Annotated in this window: 12 protein-coding genes, 1 tRNA gene and 1 pseudogene; 7 read left to right on the top strand and 7 right to left on the bottom strand. The window is 70.5% G+C overall.

The genetic code is table 11. The annotated features are described in order from the left end of the window. Window positions 1-351: 351 nt before the first annotated feature. Together ACFV2S_RS26295 and ACFV2S_RS26290 are read right to left on the bottom strand one after the other, a co-directional pair. A complete protein-coding gene (locus tag ACFV2S_RS26295) occupies window positions 352-1,812 on the bottom strand; it encodes a DUF2252 domain-containing protein (protein ID WP_385563818.1) in 1,461 nt (486 codons plus the stop codon). A gap of 140 nt (window positions 1,813-1,952) precedes the next feature. Further along, window positions 1,953-3,131 (bottom strand): hypothetical protein, encoded by a 1,179-nt coding sequence (locus ACFV2S_RS26290; protein ID WP_385563815.1) that lies wholly within the window; start codon window positions 3,129-3,131, stop codon window positions 1,953-1,955. 127 nt (window positions 3,132-3,258) lie between these two features. Here ACFV2S_RS26290 and ACFV2S_RS26285 point away from each other — a divergent pair, with 127 nt between their 5' ends. Then, window positions 3,259-3,726 (top strand): MarR family winged helix-turn-helix transcriptional regulator, encoded by a 468-nt coding sequence (locus ACFV2S_RS26285; RefSeq protein ID WP_385563812.1) that lies wholly within the window; start codon window positions 3,259-3,261, stop codon window positions 3,724-3,726. 85 nt (window positions 3,727-3,811) lie between these two features. Here ACFV2S_RS26285 and ACFV2S_RS26280 read toward each other — a convergent pair whose 3' ends face one another. The 3 genes from ACFV2S_RS26280 to ACFV2S_RS26270 form a co-directional block, all read right to left on the bottom strand. Next, entirely contained in the window at window positions 3,812-4,471 is a 660-nt protein-coding gene (locus ACFV2S_RS26280) for a response regulator (RefSeq protein ID WP_383785408.1), read from the bottom strand. A gap of 38 nt (window positions 4,472-4,509) precedes the next feature. After that, window positions 4,510-6,291, bottom strand: coding sequence for a sensor histidine kinase (locus tag ACFV2S_RS26275; RefSeq protein ID WP_385564070.1), 1,782 nt, complete (start codon window positions 6,289-6,291; stop codon window positions 4,510-4,512). 169 nt (window positions 6,292-6,460) lie between these two features. Next, window positions 6,461-6,547, bottom strand: a tRNA-Leu gene (locus tag ACFV2S_RS26270). A gap of 498 nt (window positions 6,548-7,045) precedes the next feature. On the opposite strand from ACFV2S_RS26270, the gene ACFV2S_RS26265 reads away from it, so the two are divergent. The 6 genes from ACFV2S_RS26265 (at window position 7,046) to pknB (ending at window position 15,218) form a co-directional block, all read left to right on the top strand. Then, a complete protein-coding gene (locus ACFV2S_RS26265) occupies window positions 7,046-7,912 on the top strand; it encodes an FhaA domain-containing protein (protein WP_385563809.1) in 867 nt (288 codons plus the stop codon). 10 nt (window positions 7,913-7,922) lie between these two features. Then, window positions 7,923-8,441, top strand: coding sequence for an FHA domain-containing protein (locus tag ACFV2S_RS26260; RefSeq protein WP_385563806.1), 519 nt, complete (start codon window positions 7,923-7,925; stop codon window positions 8,439-8,441). A 179-nt stretch (window positions 8,442-8,620) separates the two neighbouring features. Then, entirely contained in the window at window positions 8,621-10,114 is a 1,494-nt protein-coding gene (locus ACFV2S_RS26255; RefSeq protein WP_385563803.1) for a Stp1/IreP family PP2C-type Ser/Thr phosphatase, read from the top strand. Window positions 10,115-10,140: 26 nt separating this feature from the next. Further along, window positions 10,141-11,580, top strand: a complete 1,440-nt coding sequence (locus ACFV2S_RS26250) for an FtsW/RodA/SpoVE family cell cycle protein (RefSeq protein ID WP_383785396.1) — start codon at window positions 10,141-10,143, stop codon at window positions 11,578-11,580. Next, window positions 11,577-13,043, top strand: a complete 1,467-nt coding sequence (locus tag ACFV2S_RS26245; protein WP_383785394.1) for a peptidoglycan D,D-transpeptidase FtsI family protein — start codon at window positions 11,577-11,579, stop codon at window positions 13,041-13,043. Before ACFV2S_RS26250 ends, ACFV2S_RS26245 begins: the two co-directional genes overlap by 4 nt. A 156-nt stretch (window positions 13,044-13,199) precedes the next feature. Then, window positions 13,200-15,218, top strand: coding sequence for a Stk1 family PASTA domain-containing Ser/Thr kinase (pknB, locus tag ACFV2S_RS26240; protein ID WP_385563798.1), 2,019 nt, complete (start codon window positions 13,200-13,202; stop codon window positions 15,216-15,218). A 114-nt stretch (window positions 15,219-15,332) separates the two neighbouring features. On the opposite strand, the gene ACFV2S_RS26235 is transcribed toward pknB, so the two are convergent. Further along, complete coding sequence (locus ACFV2S_RS26235; RefSeq protein ID WP_385563795.1) at window positions 15,333-16,010, bottom strand: class E sortase; 678 nt, start codon at window positions 16,008-16,010, stop codon at window positions 15,333-15,335. A 37-nt stretch (window positions 16,011-16,047) separates the two neighbouring features. Beyond that, window positions 16,048-16,125: pseudogene (locus tag ACFV2S_RS26230) on the bottom strand (class E sortase); the annotation flags it as partial.

Below are 16,125 nucleotides of genomic sequence, written 5' to 3'. Positions count from 1 at the left end.
ACTGCTCGGCCTCGGGCCGCTCGTCCCCGGGCCCCTCGTTCACACCCTGGTCCACGCTCACGTCCACGCCGCCCAAGTCCTCGTTCCGCCTCGTCCCCACCAGCCTACGGTCCTCTCGGGGGGCCTCCCCCCTCCCTCCCCCTCCCTCCCCTCCCCCGTTCGGCGTTCCCACGCCCACGCCCATGCCACGCCCACGCCCGGCCCGCAGCAGCTCACCGCCCACCGTCGCAGGACGCGACCCGCAGCCCTCAGCGCTCAGCGCTCAGCCCGCAGCCCTCAGCCCTCAGCCCTCAAGACAAGGTCAGCCGCCGACCGCGGACCCGCCGGCCGCCGAGCACCGACCGCCGGCCTTCAGACGCCCAGTTCCGCCGCGATGCGCCCCGTGCGGACGGCGGAGAGCAGATCGGCGTGGTCGGCCGTGGTGCGGTCCGCGTACGTGACGGCGAAGGACGCCACGGCCTCGTCGAGCTCCTCGTTCTTGCCGCAGTAGCCGGATATCAGGCGCGGGTCGGCGCTGTGGGCGTGCGCGCGGGCGAGCAGGGCGCCGGTCATGCGCCCGTAGTCGTCGAGCTGGTCCACGGTGAGGGCGGCGGGGTCGACGCTGCCCTTGCGGTTGCGGAACTGCCGTACCTGGAAGGGGCGCCCCTCGACCGTGGTCCAGCCCAGCAGTATGTCGCTGACGACCTGCATCCGCTTCTGCCCGAGCACCACGCGCCGCCCCTCGTGGCCGGCGTCCGGCACGGTGAAGCCGGCGGCGGGCAGGTAGGGGAGCAGGGCCGACGGGCGGGCCTCCTTCACCTGGAGCACCAGCGGCTCACCCCGGTGGTCCAGGAGCAGGACCACGTAGGAGCGGGTGCCGACGCTGCCGGTGCCGACCACCCGGAAGGCCACGTCGTGGACGGCGTACCGGGCGAGGAGCGGCCGTCTGTCCTCGGACACGGTCTCCAGGTACGCGCCGAGGGAGTCGGCGACCGCGGCCGCCTCTGCGTCCGGAACCCTGCGCAGCACCGGGGGAGCGTCCACGAATCTGCGGCCGCCGCCCTCGTCGTCGGTCACGGCCTCGGTCGACCGGGCGGCGAACCGGGCGCTGGTGTTGTTGCGGGCCTTGGCGGAGACCCGTTCCAGGGTGCCGAGGAGGTCACGGGCGTCGGTGTGCGAGACGAGTTCCTCGTCGGCGATCGCGTTCCAGGCGTCGAGTGCGGGGAGCCGGGCGAGCAGGCGCATGGTCCGCCGGTACGCGCCGGCAGTGTCGAAGGCGGCGGCCCGGCACAACTCCTCGCTCGCTCCCACCTCCCGCCCGGCGAGGACGAGGGAGGTGGCGAGGCGCTTGAGGTCCCATTCCCAGGGGCCGAGGACGGTCTCGTCGAAGTCGTTGAGGTCCATGACGAGCCGGCCGCGTGCGTCACCGTAGAGGCCGAAGTTGGCGGCGTGCGCGTCGCCGCACAGCTGGGCGGCGATTCCGGTGACTGGGGTTCCGACGAGGTCCTGGGCCATCAGTCCGGCGGAGCCGCGCAGGAAGGCGAAGGGGCTCGCCGCCATCCTGCCGACCCGTATCGGTGTGAGCTCGGGGACCCGGCCGCGGCTCGACTCCTCGACGGCGCGGACGGCGTCCGGCCGGTCGGCGGCGAGCGCCGGCCGGTCGTGCGAGGAGCGGGGGATCAGCTCGCGCAGCTGCTTGCCGCGGTCCTTGGGGGAGACCCCGGTGCCGGGGGCGGCGCGGCGCGCGAACCCCGGCACGTGCGGGACGCGTGCCCCGTCCTGCTCGCCGTCCGTACCCCGCTGTCCTGGCACGACGGCCCGGATCTCGTCCATGGGACGCCCTCCCCCGATGCGATGTCCAACATCATCCGGCCCTGACCGTACCGCCGTTCCCGATCGACCGTCTCCCCCTGTGGACAACGCACCCACCAGCCTGTGGACAACCTCGGGATCCCCGTGCGTGGCACCGGCCGTCAGACCGCGACGGCCTCCTCCATCTCCTCCTCCGAGGTCTTCTCCTCCAAGGTCTTCTCCTCCAAGGTCTTCTCCTCCGACGTCTTCTCCTCCGGCGTCTCCTCCTCCGACGCGGACCGGGTCCCGGATTCCGACCGTTCCCGCGACGCGGGCCGGGCCCCGGGTGCGGAGGGCGCCGCGGCGAGGGCGCTCGCCTTCCGGCGCCGGGCCTCCGTGAGTCCGGCGAGGACGACGAGTGCGGCGCCGGCGACGAGCCAGAGGGCGAGGACGAGGACGTTCCCGCCGAGTCCGTGGCCGCCGAAGTAGACGTGGCCGCGTACGCCCTCGACGAAGCCCGCACCGTTCCAGAAGGCGTGGAGCGCGCCGAAGAACCCGGGCTGGAGCTCGGGGCGGTAGATGCCGCCGGAGCTCGTGAAGTTGAGCATGACGAAGAGCACCATCACGCCGAGCGTGGTCCAGCGGCGCAGGAAGGTGTGCAGGCCGACGCCGACGGCCAGGATGCCCGCCGCGTACAGCCAGGCCATCGCCCACACGCCGCCGAGCCCGTGGTCGACCAGGTGGAAGACCGGCCCGGCGAAGAGGGTTCCGATCAGGCTGACGACGAGGGACATGCCGGCGGCGAGGAGTGCCCTGATCCGCATGGGGAGGACGGCTCCGGCTCCGCCGATGACGGCGACCGAGGCGTACGCGCCGATGCTGAGGGCGACGAGCAGGAAGAAGACGCCCTGACCCGTGGGGTCGCCGGAGGCGGTGGGGGCGGTGTCGGTGACCTTGAGCGGTGCGTCCTGGGCGGCGGCGACCTTGGTGAACACCTTCTCGACGGCCATGGCGCTGGTGTCGGAGGAGCCGGAGGCGACGAGCAGTTCGGGCTTCTCCCCGGGAATGTAGGCGCCGAAGCTGCGCTGCTCGTGCAGTGCGGAGACGGCCGTCTCCCGGTCGGGGACGGTGCGGACGTCGAGGGCGCCGGCTCCCTTGTCGTGGAGCGTCTGCGCGAGGACCTGTGTGGTGGGGCCGGAGCCGACGACGTCGACGCGCAGGCCGTGGGGTTCGGGCGCGTGGAAGGCACCGAGGTAGGCGAGTCCCATGCCGACGCACATCAACAGGGGGGTGAGCAGATGCCCGAGGACATGCCGCAACGCAACGCTGGTGTTCGGTCCTGCGGACACCGAGACCTCCATGGTTGGCTTTTACAACTAAAGACTCGTTGTACTATACAACCGAAAGGTCGTGGCGAGCCACCCGCACCCGAGCAGAGCCCGGCCCCCGACTCCGACTCCGTCCCCGAACCACAGCAGGGAGCGCACGATGACCACCGGCGCACAGCCACCCCGCGAGGCGTCCGTGGACGTCATCCAGCGCGAACTGACGGCCTTCGCCCGCCGGGCCCGCGCCGCGGCCGCCCAGGTCCACCCCGAGCTCCCGCTCGTCTCGTACACGCTCCTCGCCCACATCGAGGAGCAGCGCGGCTGCCGCGCCACCGACCTCGCGGCCCACTACTTCCTGGACAAGTCGACGGTCAGCCGGCAGGTCGCCGGCCTGGAGAAGCTCGGATTCGTCGAGCGCCGTCCGGCCCCCGACGACCACCGGGTGCACGTCCTGCATCCCACCGAGGCCGGCACGAAGGTCCTCGCCTCGGCCCAGACGAACCGTCTGGCCGCCTTCGAGGAGCGCCTGGAGGACTGGCCGGCCGAGGACCTCGCCCGCTTCGCCGCGTACCTCCTGCGCTACAACGCCACGGCCACGAGCCCCGCCCCCGGCACCCCCTCGGTCTGAGAGCGCCCCGGACGCGACGGCGCCGGGCCCGCCCCCCGGGCCCTCCCGCGCAGCCCCCGCCCCCAGCCCCGCCGACGGCGCGTCTCTACAGCCCCGCGTCCCGCGCGAGGAGCGCCGCCTGCACCCGGTTCTCGCAGTGCAGCTTGGCCAGGATCCGGCTCACGTACGTCTTCACCGTGGCCTCGCTCATGTGCAGCCGCTTGCCGGCGTCCGCGTTGGAGAGGCCTTCGCCGAGCAGCGCCAGGACGTCACGCTCCTTCTCGCTGAGCGCCGCCACCCGTGCCCGTGCCTCCTCGGCGCGCGCCGCCTCCCGGCCGGTGGCCAGCCGCTCCACCACGTGCCGAGTCGCCGCCGGGGACAGATAGGCGTCTCCGGCTGCGGCCGCCCGCACCGCACCGATCAGTTCGGCGGGCGCGGTGTCCTTGAGCAGGAAGCCGGCACCCCCGTGCTCCAGGGCCCGCAGGACGTTCTCCCGCTCCCCGAAGGTCGTCAGGATGATCACCCGGGCCGCGGGTGCGGCCCGGCGCAGCTCGGGCAGTGCCGACAGGCCGTCGAGCACCGGCATCTGGATGTCGAGGAGGACCACGTCGGCGGCGTGCGCCCGAGCGGCCTCGACCGCGGCCCGCCCGTCGGCGGCCTCCCCGACGACCTCGATCCCCGGGTCCGAGATGAGGATCATCCGGATCCCGGCTCTGATCAGAGGCTCGTCGTCGGCGATCACGACCCTGATGGGCTGCCCTGTCACAGCTTCTCCCCCACGCCTCCGGTACGGGCGGTTCAGCTCTACCGCTGCTCGACCACGTACGACTTCTTCTCGATCAGCTTGCCGTCCTTGAAGCAGAACCGGAAAACGGGCTCCTCCTCGTAGGTGGTGTCACCCATCTCCGAGGACATCAGCACCAGACAGCTGGCCCCCTCCGGCCGTGCGGGGCCCGAGCCCCCGAGGCCGGCCGTGGCTATGGTGTCGCCCGACGGCAGCCGGTCGCGGACCTCCTTCTCGCTCATCCCGACCTTGACCTCGTCGTACTGCGCCGGGTCGATCATCCCGTCCTTCAGCGAACCCATGAGGAAATAGAGACCGAAGCCGGCTGCCACGACCAGCATGACCAGCGCCGCGAACGCGATCCCGCAGCCGATGGCGATCGCCCCGCCCGTGCTCCTGCCCTTGCCCCCGCGCATCGCCATCGCCAGCTCCCGCTCCGTGATCGTCCAGTCGGCAGGCCCGACCGCGACCGGACGACCATCGCCCACCAGCGGCTTCGTTGTCTGCTGCCGGAAGTCGTCGGCGGCATCGACCAAAGGCGCTGCCTCCGCGACGGGCGCCGCGCCGTAGGGGAGCATCCCGGCCACCCGGAACCCGCCGCCGTCGGCCGGACCCGCGTGGCACATGCCGCCCACCAGCCGGGCCCTCTCGACGAGGCCCGCCAGCCCCTGCCCGCCGCTCACGACGTCCTGGACCGGCCCGTCGACGGGCTTCCCGTTGACGACCTCGACGACGAAGGTGTCCGGCTCGTACCGCAGCTCGACGCCGATCGGCGTCCCCGGCGCGTGCTTGTAGGCGTTGGTCAGGGCCTCCTGCACGATCCTGTACGCGGCGTGGTCCGCGGCCGGTGCGAGGGGTCTCTCCTCCCCCAGCCGCCTCAGCCCGACCGAGGTGCCGGCGGCGCTGGCCGCCGCCACGAGCCCCTCGATGCCGGCGATCCCGCGCGCGGCCCGTCCCGTCTCGTCCCCGGCCCGCGCGGGCGGCGACGCCGTCCCGTCCTCCGCCGCCACACCGTCGCGGAGTATCCCGACGACCTCCCGGAGTTCGTGCATGGCGGTCACCGAGGCGTTCCGCAGGACGCCGACGGCCTCGCGCTGCCGCTCGCTCAGGTCCCGGTCCACCTCCAGGGCCCCCGTGTGCACGGCGATCAGCGCCAACTGGTGCCCGAGGCTGTCGTGCATGTCCTGGGCGATCCGCTGCCGCTCGCGCAGCCGCGCCTGCCAGACCACCATGTTCCGCTCCCACAGCAGCTGCGCGTTGCGCTCCTGGAGCGCGTGCAGCAGGGTCCGGCGCTGGGTCCAGTAGCGGTGGGCGAGGCCGGGGGCGAGGGTGGTGCCCAGGTAGTAGAGGGTCGCCATGAGGGCGACGGTCAGCAGCCGCTGGCGGTCCCAGGTCTCCAGGAGCGTCCCGCCGACGTTCAGGACGAACGCGGCGACGAACGCGGCCAGGGCCCGCCCGGCGCTGGCGACGTACCGGCCGGACGACCAGCCGAGCACGAGGAGCAGCGGCCCGAGACCGGGCACGAAGGGCGCGAGCCCGGCGGTGAGGACGAGCACGCTCGCGGGGAGTCTGCGCCTCAGAAGCGACAGGGCGGCAGCCCCGGCGGCGACGGCGGCCAGCCGCCATCCCGCGCCGCCCATGAGCTCCTCGGTACCGGCGGCCAGCACGGCGACGACCACGGCGAGGGCCACCTCACCGGTGATCCTGCGTCGCGACCACTGCCCGGGCAGCGCGAACCAGTGCCACCAGGCGGCGGCCCGGGCCCCGACCTCCCGCGCGCTCCAGCTCCCCGACTTCGACATTTCGTCCACGCTCGAACCCTAGGCAGCGCCCGGCACCCCGGACGTCCCTCTTTCGTCTCGGACTCCGAAGACAAAAGTCGCGCGTCCTCCGCCACCGACGTGGGAAGGCTCACATCGGTGTCGACATACGCGGAAGCCCCGTAGGTCGATGACCTACGGGGCTTCCGTCTGGTGCGCGAGGGGGGAGTTGAACCCCCACGCCCTTTCGGGCACTGGAACCTGAATCCAGCGCGTCTGCCTATTCCGCCACCCGCGCATTGGGTGGTCTCCCTGCCCTCTCACTTTTCAGTGGGAGCGCCTGGCGACATCTGAAGATTAGCACGTCGCAGACCGTGGATTCACATCCGTTGTTTCGCCCCCGCCCCCGGAGAACAAGGAGAGGAGTGAGGCGCGCCGGGGCGCGGCGGACGAGCCGTGCGGAGGGCCCCGCGGGACCGCGGGGCGGGCGGGCCGGAGAGGAGTGAGACGGAGACGACGGGAGAAGGAGAGGAGGGGAGAAGGACCGGTGGAGGAAGGAAGAAGGAAGGGAGAAGGAGGGCGGATGCGGACGGACCCTCCCGGAACCCCTGCCCGCGCCTCCGCTCCCACAGCCGGGTGCGGGACACTGTCCACAGGCCGCCTCTACGATCCGTGGGGAAAGCCTGTGAGAGGTGACACTCGTCCACAGGGCAGAGAAGGGGAACCAGCCGATTTCCCGACGCGTGGATACGATCAGTAAGCAGTACCAGGGCGACAACGACGGAGGAGGTGCCCCATGGGAGTCATGAAGCGTTTCGAGCAGCGTCTCGAAGGCCTGGTCAACGGCACCTTCGCCAAGGTCTTCAAGTCCGAGGTCCAGCCCGTCGAGATCGCCGGCGCGCTCCAGCGCGAGTGCGACAACAACGCGACGATCTGGAACCGTGAGCGGACCGTCGTGCCCAACGACTTCATCGTGGAACTGAGCACGCCGGACTACGAGCGTCTCAGCCCCTACTCGGGCCAGCTCGGCGACGAGCTCGCCGGCCTGGTCAGGGACTACGCGAAGCAGCAGCGGTACACCTTCATGGGCCCGATCAAGGTCCACCTGGAGAAGGCCGAGGATCTCGACACCGGCCTGTACCGCGTCCGCAGCCGCACGCTCGCGTCGAGTACGTCACAGCCGCAGCCCCCGTCCGCGGGGCAGCAGCAGCATCAGCAGCAGGGCCGCGGCGGCTACGGGTACCCCCCGGCCGGCGCCCCGCCCATGCCCGCCTCCCCGCCTCCCGGCGCGCCCGGCCACCGGCCGGCGGCGCCCTCGGGGCGTCCCGCGGGCGGCCCCGGATCCACGCCCGGCCCCGGCACCCACGCCGGATCGGGCGCCTCCGTGCGCCGCTGGATCGAGATCAACGGCACCCGCCACCAGATCTCGCGCCCGACCCTGGTCCTCGGCCGCAGCACCGACGCGGACGTGAGGATCGACGATCCCGGCGTCTCCCGCCGGCACTGCGAGATCCGGACCGGAACGCCCTCGACGATCCAGGATCTGGGATCCACCAACGGCATCGTGGTGGACGGGCAGCACACCACCCGCGCTACGCTCCGCGACGGCTCGCGGATCGTCGTGGGCAGCACCACCATCGTTTACCGGCAAGCCGAAGGGTGAAGCGGGGGCAATGTCAGAGCTGACCCTGACGGTCATGCGGTTGGGTTTCCTGGCCGTTCTGTGGCTGTTCGTCATCGTGGCCGTCCAGGTCATCCGCAGCGACCTCTTCGGTACGCGGGTCACCCAGCGCGGTTCGCGTCGCCAGGAGGCGCGGCCTCAACAGAACACGCGCCAGGCCGCCGCGCCTCCGCAGCAGCGCGGCCAGCAGAACACGGGCGGCCGCCAGCGTCGTGGTGCCCCGACCAAACTGGTCGTCTCCGAAGGCACCCTCACCGGCACGACCGTCGCCCTCCAGGGCCAGACGATCACGCTGGGCCGGGCGCACGACTCGACGATCGTCCTCGACGACGACTACGCGTCGAGCCGTCACGCCAGGATCTACCCGGACCGGGACGGCCAGTGGATCGTCGAGGACCTCGGGTCCACCAACGGCACGTATCTCGACCGGACCCGCCTCACCACCGCCACACCCATTCCGCTGGGCGCGCCGATCCGCATCGGCAAGACCGTCATCGAGCTGCGGAAGTAGTGCTACATCATGAATAGGCGCGAGTGGAGCGAGCGAGCCTGGACGGTCCCCGCCACAGGCCGTGCCGCGCTCCCGACCGGAGAGACTGAAGCGACCGGCGTGACCGGAGCGACCGGAGGGTGGGCAGTGTGGGTCGAGACCGGCTGTACCCCGATGCAGCGTCGACAGGGCAGGTGCGCATGACTCTGTCGCTGCGATTCGCCGCGGGCTCGCACAAGGGCATGATCCGCGAGGGCAACGAGGACTCGGGTTACGCCGGGCCCCGGCTGCTCGCGATCGCCGACGGCATGGGCGGCCAGGCCGCCGGCGAGGTCGCCTCCTCCGAGGTGATCTCCACCCTCGTCACGCTCGACGACGACGTCCCCGGCTCCGACATCCTCACCTCGCTCGGTACGGCGGTGCAGCGCGCCAACGACCAGCTGAGGATGATGGTCGAGGAGGACCCCCAGCTGGAGGGCATGGGCACCACGCTCACGGCCCTCCTGTGGACCGGCCAGCGGCTCGGTCTCGTGCACGTCGGGGACTCCCGCGCCTATCTGCTCCGCGACGGTGTCCTCACCCAGATCACCCAGGACCACACCTGGGTCCAGCGCCTCGTCGACGAGGGCCGGATCACCGAGGAAGAGGCCACCACCCACCCGCAGCGCTCGCTCCTCATGCGCGCGCTCGGCAGCGGCGACCACGTCGAACCCGACCTCTCGATCCGTGAGGTCCGGGCCGGCGACCGCTACCTGATCTGCTCCGACGGCCTGTCCGGCGTGGTCTCCCACCAGACCCTCGAGGACACCCTCGCCAGCTACCAGGGCCCGCAGGAGACCGTGCAGGAGCTGATCCAGCTCGCGCTGCGCGGCGGCGGCCCCGACAACATCACGGTGATCGTCGCCGACGTCCTCGACGTCGACGGCGGCGACACCCTCGCCGGTCACCTCAGCGACACCCCGGTCATCGTGGGCGCCGTCGCCGAGAACCAGGCCCAGCTGAACGACGGCGGGGCGATGCAGACCCCGGCCGGCCGCGCCTCCGGCCTCGGCCGCACCGCACCGCACCAGCAGCCGCCCGCGGGCGGCTTCGGTCCGCCCGGCAGCGGTGACGACCACGGGTACGGCGGGATGCCCCCGCAGGGTTCCTTCGAGTCGTACACGGACGACGACTTCGTGAAGCCCCGCACCGGCCGCAAGTGGCTCAAGCGCTCCTTCTTCCTCCTTCTCGTCCTCGGTCTCGTCGGCGGCGGCCTCTACGGCGGCTGGCGCTGGACGCAGACGCAGTACTTCGTGGGCTCCAAGGACCAGCACGTGGCGCTGTACCAGGGCATCAGCCAGGACCTGGCGTGGGTGTCGCTCTCGAAGGTCGAGAAGGACCACCCCGAGATCGAACTCAAGTACCTCCCCGCCTACCAGCGGAAGCAGGTCGAGGACACGATCGCGGGCGGCAGCCTCGGCAAGGCCCAGACGAAGATCACCGAGCTGGCCGCGCAGGCTTCGGCCTGCAAGAAGGCAGAGCAGCGGCACGCCGCCGCCGAGAAGGCCGCCGACCAGGCGAGCAAGCCGCCGGCCACGCAGAAGCCCGACGGCACCGCCACTCCCGAATCCAAGCCCACCACAGCCGCTCCGTCCCCGGGTCCCACCCTCACCGCGGAGGAGCAGAAGCTGGCCTCGAACTGCGGCAAGCAGTAAGCACCCGTAGGGGGCCTTTCACCACCATGAGCGTTGTCACCAACACGACCACCATCGGCGCGATCGAGGCGCCGAGCCGCCGCAACACCGAGCTGGCGCTGCTCGCGTTCGCCGTCGTCATCCCGGTGTTCGCGTATCTCAACGTGGGCCTGGCCATCGACGGCAAGGTCCCGGCCGGAATGGCGGGATACGGCCTCGGCCTGGCCCTGCTCGCGGGCGTAGCGCACCTGGTGGTGCGGAAGTGGGCCCCGTACGCGGACCCGCTGCTGCTTCCCCTCGCGACCCTGCTCAACGGCATGGGCCTGGTGCTGATCTGGCGTCTCGACCAGTCGCCGCGGCTGATCGCGGCGGCCAAGCGCGCTTACGGCTCCTTCAGTCCGGACGCCCCGAGCCAGATGATGTACTCGGCGATCGGCGTCGCCATGTTCGTGGGCGTGCTGCTGCTGCTCAAGGACCACCGGGTTCTCCAGCGCTACACGTACATCTCCATGGCGGCCTCTCTCGTCCTGCTGCTGCTGCCGCTCGTCCCGGGCCTCGGCGCGGACGTCTTCGGCGCCAAGATCTGGATCCGGGTCGGCGGCTTCTCGATCCAGCCCGGCGAGTTCGCCAAGCTGGTCCTCGCCGTGTTCTTCTCCGGCTACCTGATGGTGAAGCGGGACGCGCTCGCGCTGGCCAGCCGCCGGTTCATGGGGCTCTACCTGCCGCGAGGCCGTGACCTGGGCCCGATCATCACGATCTGGGCGGTCAGCCTCCTGATCCTGGTCTTCGAGAACGACCTCGGTACGTCGCTGCTGTTCTTCGGCATGTTCGTGATCATGCTGTACGTGGCGACCGAGCGGACCAGCTGGATCGTCATGGGTCTGCTGATGGCCGTCGCCGGCGCGGTCGTCGTCGGCTCCACGGCGAGCCACGTGCAGTCGCGTGTGGCCGCGTGGCTCGACCCCTTCGGCTGCCTGGAGACCGCGACCGACCAGAACATGCTGAACGCCTGTGACCAGATGACACAGGTGTTGATGTCCTTCGGCTCGGGCGGCATCCTCGGCACCGGACTCGGCCAGGGCAATTCCGACCTGATCCAGTTCGCCGCCAACTCCGACTTCATCTTCGCCACGGTCGGCGAGGAGCTCGGTCTGGCCGGCGTGATGGTCTTCCTGCTGCTGTACGGCCTGATCGTCGAGCGCGGTATCCGCACCTCCCTCGCGGCCCGCGACCCCTTCGGCAAGCTGCTCGCGATGGGCCTCTCCGGCGCGTTCGCGCTGCAGGTCTTCGTCGTCGCCGGCGGTGTGATGGGTCTCATCCCGCTCACCGGTATGACGATGCCGTTCCTCGCGTACGGCGGTTCGTCCGTGATCGCCAACTGGGCTCTGATCGGCATCCTGATCCGGATCAGCGACACGGCGCGCCGTCCGGCGCCCGCCCCCGCCCCGAACCCCGACGCCGAGATGACCCAGGTGGTCCGTCCGTGAACAAGCCACTGCGCCGGGTCGCGATCTTCTGCGGCCTGCTCGTCTTCGCCCTGCTCCTGCGGGACAACTGGCTCCAGTTCGTTCGCGCCGACGAGCTGAACGCCCACCCCAAGAACCGCCGCGTCCAGATCGAGCGGTACTCGAACGAGCGCGGCAACATCATCGTGGACGGCAAGCCCATAACGGGCTCCGCCGACTCGGGCGACAAGTTCTACAAGTTCAAGCGGACCTACACCGACGGCCCCATGTGGGCCCCGGTGACCGGGTACGCCTCGCAGGCGTACGACGCCAACCAGATCGAGAAGATCGAGGACGGCATCCTCACCGGCAACGACGACCGGCTCTTCTTCGACCGCACCCTCGCCATGTTCACCGGCGAGAAGAAGAAGGGCGGCGACGTCGTCACCACCCTCAGCGGCGCCGCGCAGAAGGCGGCCTACAAGGGCCTCGGTGACAAGACCGGCGCCGTCGTCGCCATCGAGCCGAAGACCGGCAAGATCCTCGCGATGGCGTCCACGCCGTCGTACGACCCCGCCTCCTTCGCCGGGTACTCGGGCGACGACGAGAAGGCCTGGGTCGCGCTGGAGAAGGACAAGAACAAGCCCAAGCAGAACCGCGCGCTCCGCGAGATCTACCCGCCCGGCTCCGTCTTCAAGGTCGTCACGGCCGCCGCGGCGCTGGAGAACGGCAAGGTCACCGACATCAACGCGGCGACCGACACCCCCGAGGGCTGGAAGATCCCGCTCTCCAACCGGGAGATGGTCAACCACGCCCGGGGCTGCGCGAACACCAGCCTCAACCACGCGCTGGAGATCTCCTGCAACTCGGTCTTCGCGAAGCTCGGCGACGACGTCGGCCGCGACAAGATGGTCGAGATGGCCGAGAAGTTCGGCTTCAACGCCGAGCAGTTCACCCCGGTCCGCTCCTCCGCCTCCGTGTTCGACAAGAACTCCGACCGCGGTGGAAACGCGCTCTCCTCGATCGGCCAGTTCAACACCGCGACCACCCCGCTGCAGATGGCGATGGTCACGGCGGCGATCGCCAACGACGGCAAGCTGATGAAGCCGTACATGATCGACCAGCTGCGGGCGCCGAACCTCGACATCATCAAGCAGAACGAGCCGGAGGAGATGAGCCGCCCGGTCTCCCCGGAGAACGCCCAGCTGCTCCAGCAGATGATGGAGAACGTCGTCACCAAGGGCACCGGCGGCAACGCCGACCTGAACATGGACGGCGTGAAGGTCGGCGGCAAGACGGGTACGGCCCAGCACGGCGAGAAGAACGCGAAGCGCCCGTACGCCTGGTTCATCTCGTACGCGAAGACGTCCGAGGGCTCCCCGGTCGCGGTCGCCGTGGTCGTCGAGGACTCGGAGGGCACCGACCGTGAGGACATCACCGGTGGTGGTCTCGCCGCCCCGATCGCGAAGGCCGTGATGAAGGCGGTCATCAAGGGCCGGGGCTGACCCCCCGGACCCCGTACGAGGCAGGTACCGGTCAGGTATCAGCTACCGGCCCCGGGCGGATCGCCTTCCCGGGGCCGGTAGCGTATGCGCGAACAGCACACACCGCCGGACCACCCATGGGTGCGGTCGGGACAGACGGAGAGGGCTGGATTAGCTATGGAAGAGCCGCGTCGCCTCGGCGGCCGGTACGAGCTGGGCCCGGTGCTCGGCCGTGGTGGCATGGCCGAGGTGTACCTCGCCCAGGACACCCGGCTCGGCCGCACCGTCGCCGTGAAGACGCTGCGGGCCGACCTGGCCCGTGATCCGTCCTTCCAGGCCCGGTTCCGCCGTGAGGCACAGTCCGCCGCCTCGCTGAACCATCCGGCGATCGTCGCGGTCTACGACACCGGCGAGGACTACGTCGACCAGGTCTCCATCCCGTACATCGTGATGGAGTACGTCGACGGTTCGACCCTGCGTGAGCTGCTGCACTCCGGGCGCAAGCTGCTGCCCGAGCGCACCCTCGAGATGACGGTCGGCATCCTCCAGGCGCTGGAGTACTCGCACCGCGCCGGCATCGTGCACCGTGACATCAAGCCGGCGAACGTCATGCTGACGCGCACCGGCCAGGTCAAGGTCATGGACTTCGGCATCGCGCGCGCCATGGGCGACGCGGGCATGACCATGACGCAGACCGCCGCGGTGATCGGCACGGCCCAGTACCTCTCCCCGGAGCAGGCCAAGGGCGAGCAGGTCGACGCCCGCTCCGACCTGTACTCCACGGGCTGCCTGCTCTACGAGCTGCTCACCGTCCGTCCCCCGTTCATCGGCGACTCCCCGGTCGCGGTCGCGTACCAGCACGTCCGCGAGGAGCCGCAGCCGCCGAGCAACTTCGATCCCGAGATCACGCCCGAGATGGACGCCATCGTCCTGAAGGCTCTGGTCAAGGACCCCGACTACCGGTACCAGTCCGCCGACGAGATGCGCGCGGACATCGAGGCCTGCCTCGACGGTCAGCCGGTCGCGGCCGCCGCCGCGATGGGCATGGGGATGGGCATGGCGGGCGCGCCCGCGTACGGCGGGGGCTACGGCTATCCGCCGGAGGACCAGCCGACGACGGCGCTGCGCCAGGCCGACCCGGCCGGCCAGACGTCGATGATGCCGCCGGTCAACGCGGACGCCGACGGCTACGGCTACGACGACCGCCCGGACCGCCGTCGTGGCGGCGGCCAGAAGAAGTCGAACACGTCGACGATCCTCCTGGTCCTCGCGGGCATCCTGGTGCTCGTCGGCGCGATCTTCATCGGCGTCTCGCTCTTCGACAAGAAGGACGGCCCGCAGCAGGTCACCGTTCCCCAGCTGGTCGGCCAGACCATGCAGAGGGCGCAGGATCTGGCGACGAACGCCCAGGTGAAGATCCAGCAGGCCGGCACCGAGCGCTGTGACCAGCCCAAGGACAGCATCTGCCGCCAGGAGCCGGCCGCCGACGGCAACGCGAAGATGGACTCCGACGGCACGGTCCAGGTGTACGTCTCCGAGGGCGCCCCGCTCATCGAGGTCCCGGACGTCGTGGAGCAGTCCCAGGAGCGGGCCGAGGAGAGCCTCAAGGCCAAGGGCTTCAAGGTGAAGGTCGACCAGGAGGAGTCCGAGGAGGACCCCGGCACGGTCCTGCGCCAGAACCCCGACGGCGGCACCAAGGCGGAGCAGAACTCCGAGATCACGATCACGGTCGCGAAGAAGCAGCTGTCCGAGCTTCCGAGCTTCAAGGGCCGGACCTACGACCAGGCGGTCCAGCAGCTGAACGCGATCGGCTTCATGAACGTGTCCAAGGAGGAGGTCGACTCGAACGAGCCCGCGGGCACGGTCGTCGACCAGACCCCGCAGGGCCCGTCGAACCAGCCGAAGGACGTCCAGGTCGTGCTGAAGGTCTCGAAGGGGCCGCAGCAGACCCAGGTCCAGATCCCGATCGACATCGCGGGCAAGAAGTTCAAGGACGTCAAGGGACAGCTGGAGGCCCTCGGCCTCACGGTGGTCCAGGCGGGCTCCGACAAGGAGGACGCCACGGTGATCAACTCGAACCCGGGAGCGGGCGCGATGATCAACACCGGTGAGACCGTGACCGTCTTCACGATGGGCGGAGGCGGCGGGGACAACAACAACGGCAACCCCGGCGGTGGCGGCGGCTTCTTCGACTGACGCCCGCCCCACCCGGCACGTACGACGGGAGAGCCCCGGCATCCAGAGCGGATGCCGGGGCTCTCCCGTGTCCGGGGTTCTTTCCCGTGTCCGGGGCTCTCCCGCGTGCGGTCCTCAGCGCAGTTCCGCCGGAGGGGTGCGGTCGCGGTCGACCTTCTCCGTGCGGGCCAGTTCGCCCCAGACGATGTAGCGGTAGTCCGAGGTGTACATGGGAGTGCAGGTGGTCAGCGTGATGTAGCGGCCGGGCTTGGTCTTCCCGGATTCCTTCGGGACGGGCTGGAGGACGTCCACGTTGTACTTCGTGGTCTCGGGAAGCGTCTTGTAGACCTTGTAGACGTACCAGGTGTCCTTGGTCTCGAAGACGATCGCGTCCCCGGTCCTCAGCTTGTGGATGTTGTGGAACTTGGCCCCGTGCCCGTCCCGGTGCGCGGCGAGCGTGAAGTTGCCCTGCTTGTCCTGCGGCAGCGCGGACTTGACCGGGTCGGTGTAGTAGCCGGCGACGCCGTGGTTGAGGACGTCGGTGCCGGTGCCCTTCTTCACGAGGACCTCGCCGTTCTTCATGGCGGGTACGTGGAGGAAGCCGATGCCGTCCTTGGTGTCGAGCGCGCCGGGGCTCTGGTCGGCCCACCGGTCGCGGACCTGGGCGCCGTCCTTGTCGGCGGCGCGGTCGGCGAGGACGTTGGTCCACCACAGGGAGTAGACGACGAAGAGGCCGAGCACCAGGCCCGCAGTGATGAGGAGTTCGCCGAAGAGGCTGATGATCCCGGCGATCCGGTTGCGCGCGCGTGCCACTAGGTCGTCCCGTCGTCCCGTCCGGAGGTGTCGGGTCTCAGCCTACGAGCGCTTGCGGCTTTCCCTTGCTGCGCGGGCGTTCGTCGACGAGCTTGCCCCACACGATCATGCGGTA

Origin of the sequence: Streptomyces sp. NPDC059695, from assembly GCF_042733785.1 — a bacterium.
Lineage (GTDB): Bacteria > Actinomycetota > Actinomycetes > Streptomycetales > Streptomycetaceae > Streptomyces.
The sequence above is the reverse complement of the archived record's forward strand: the minus strand, read 5'-3'. Positions and strand labels throughout refer to the sequence as shown.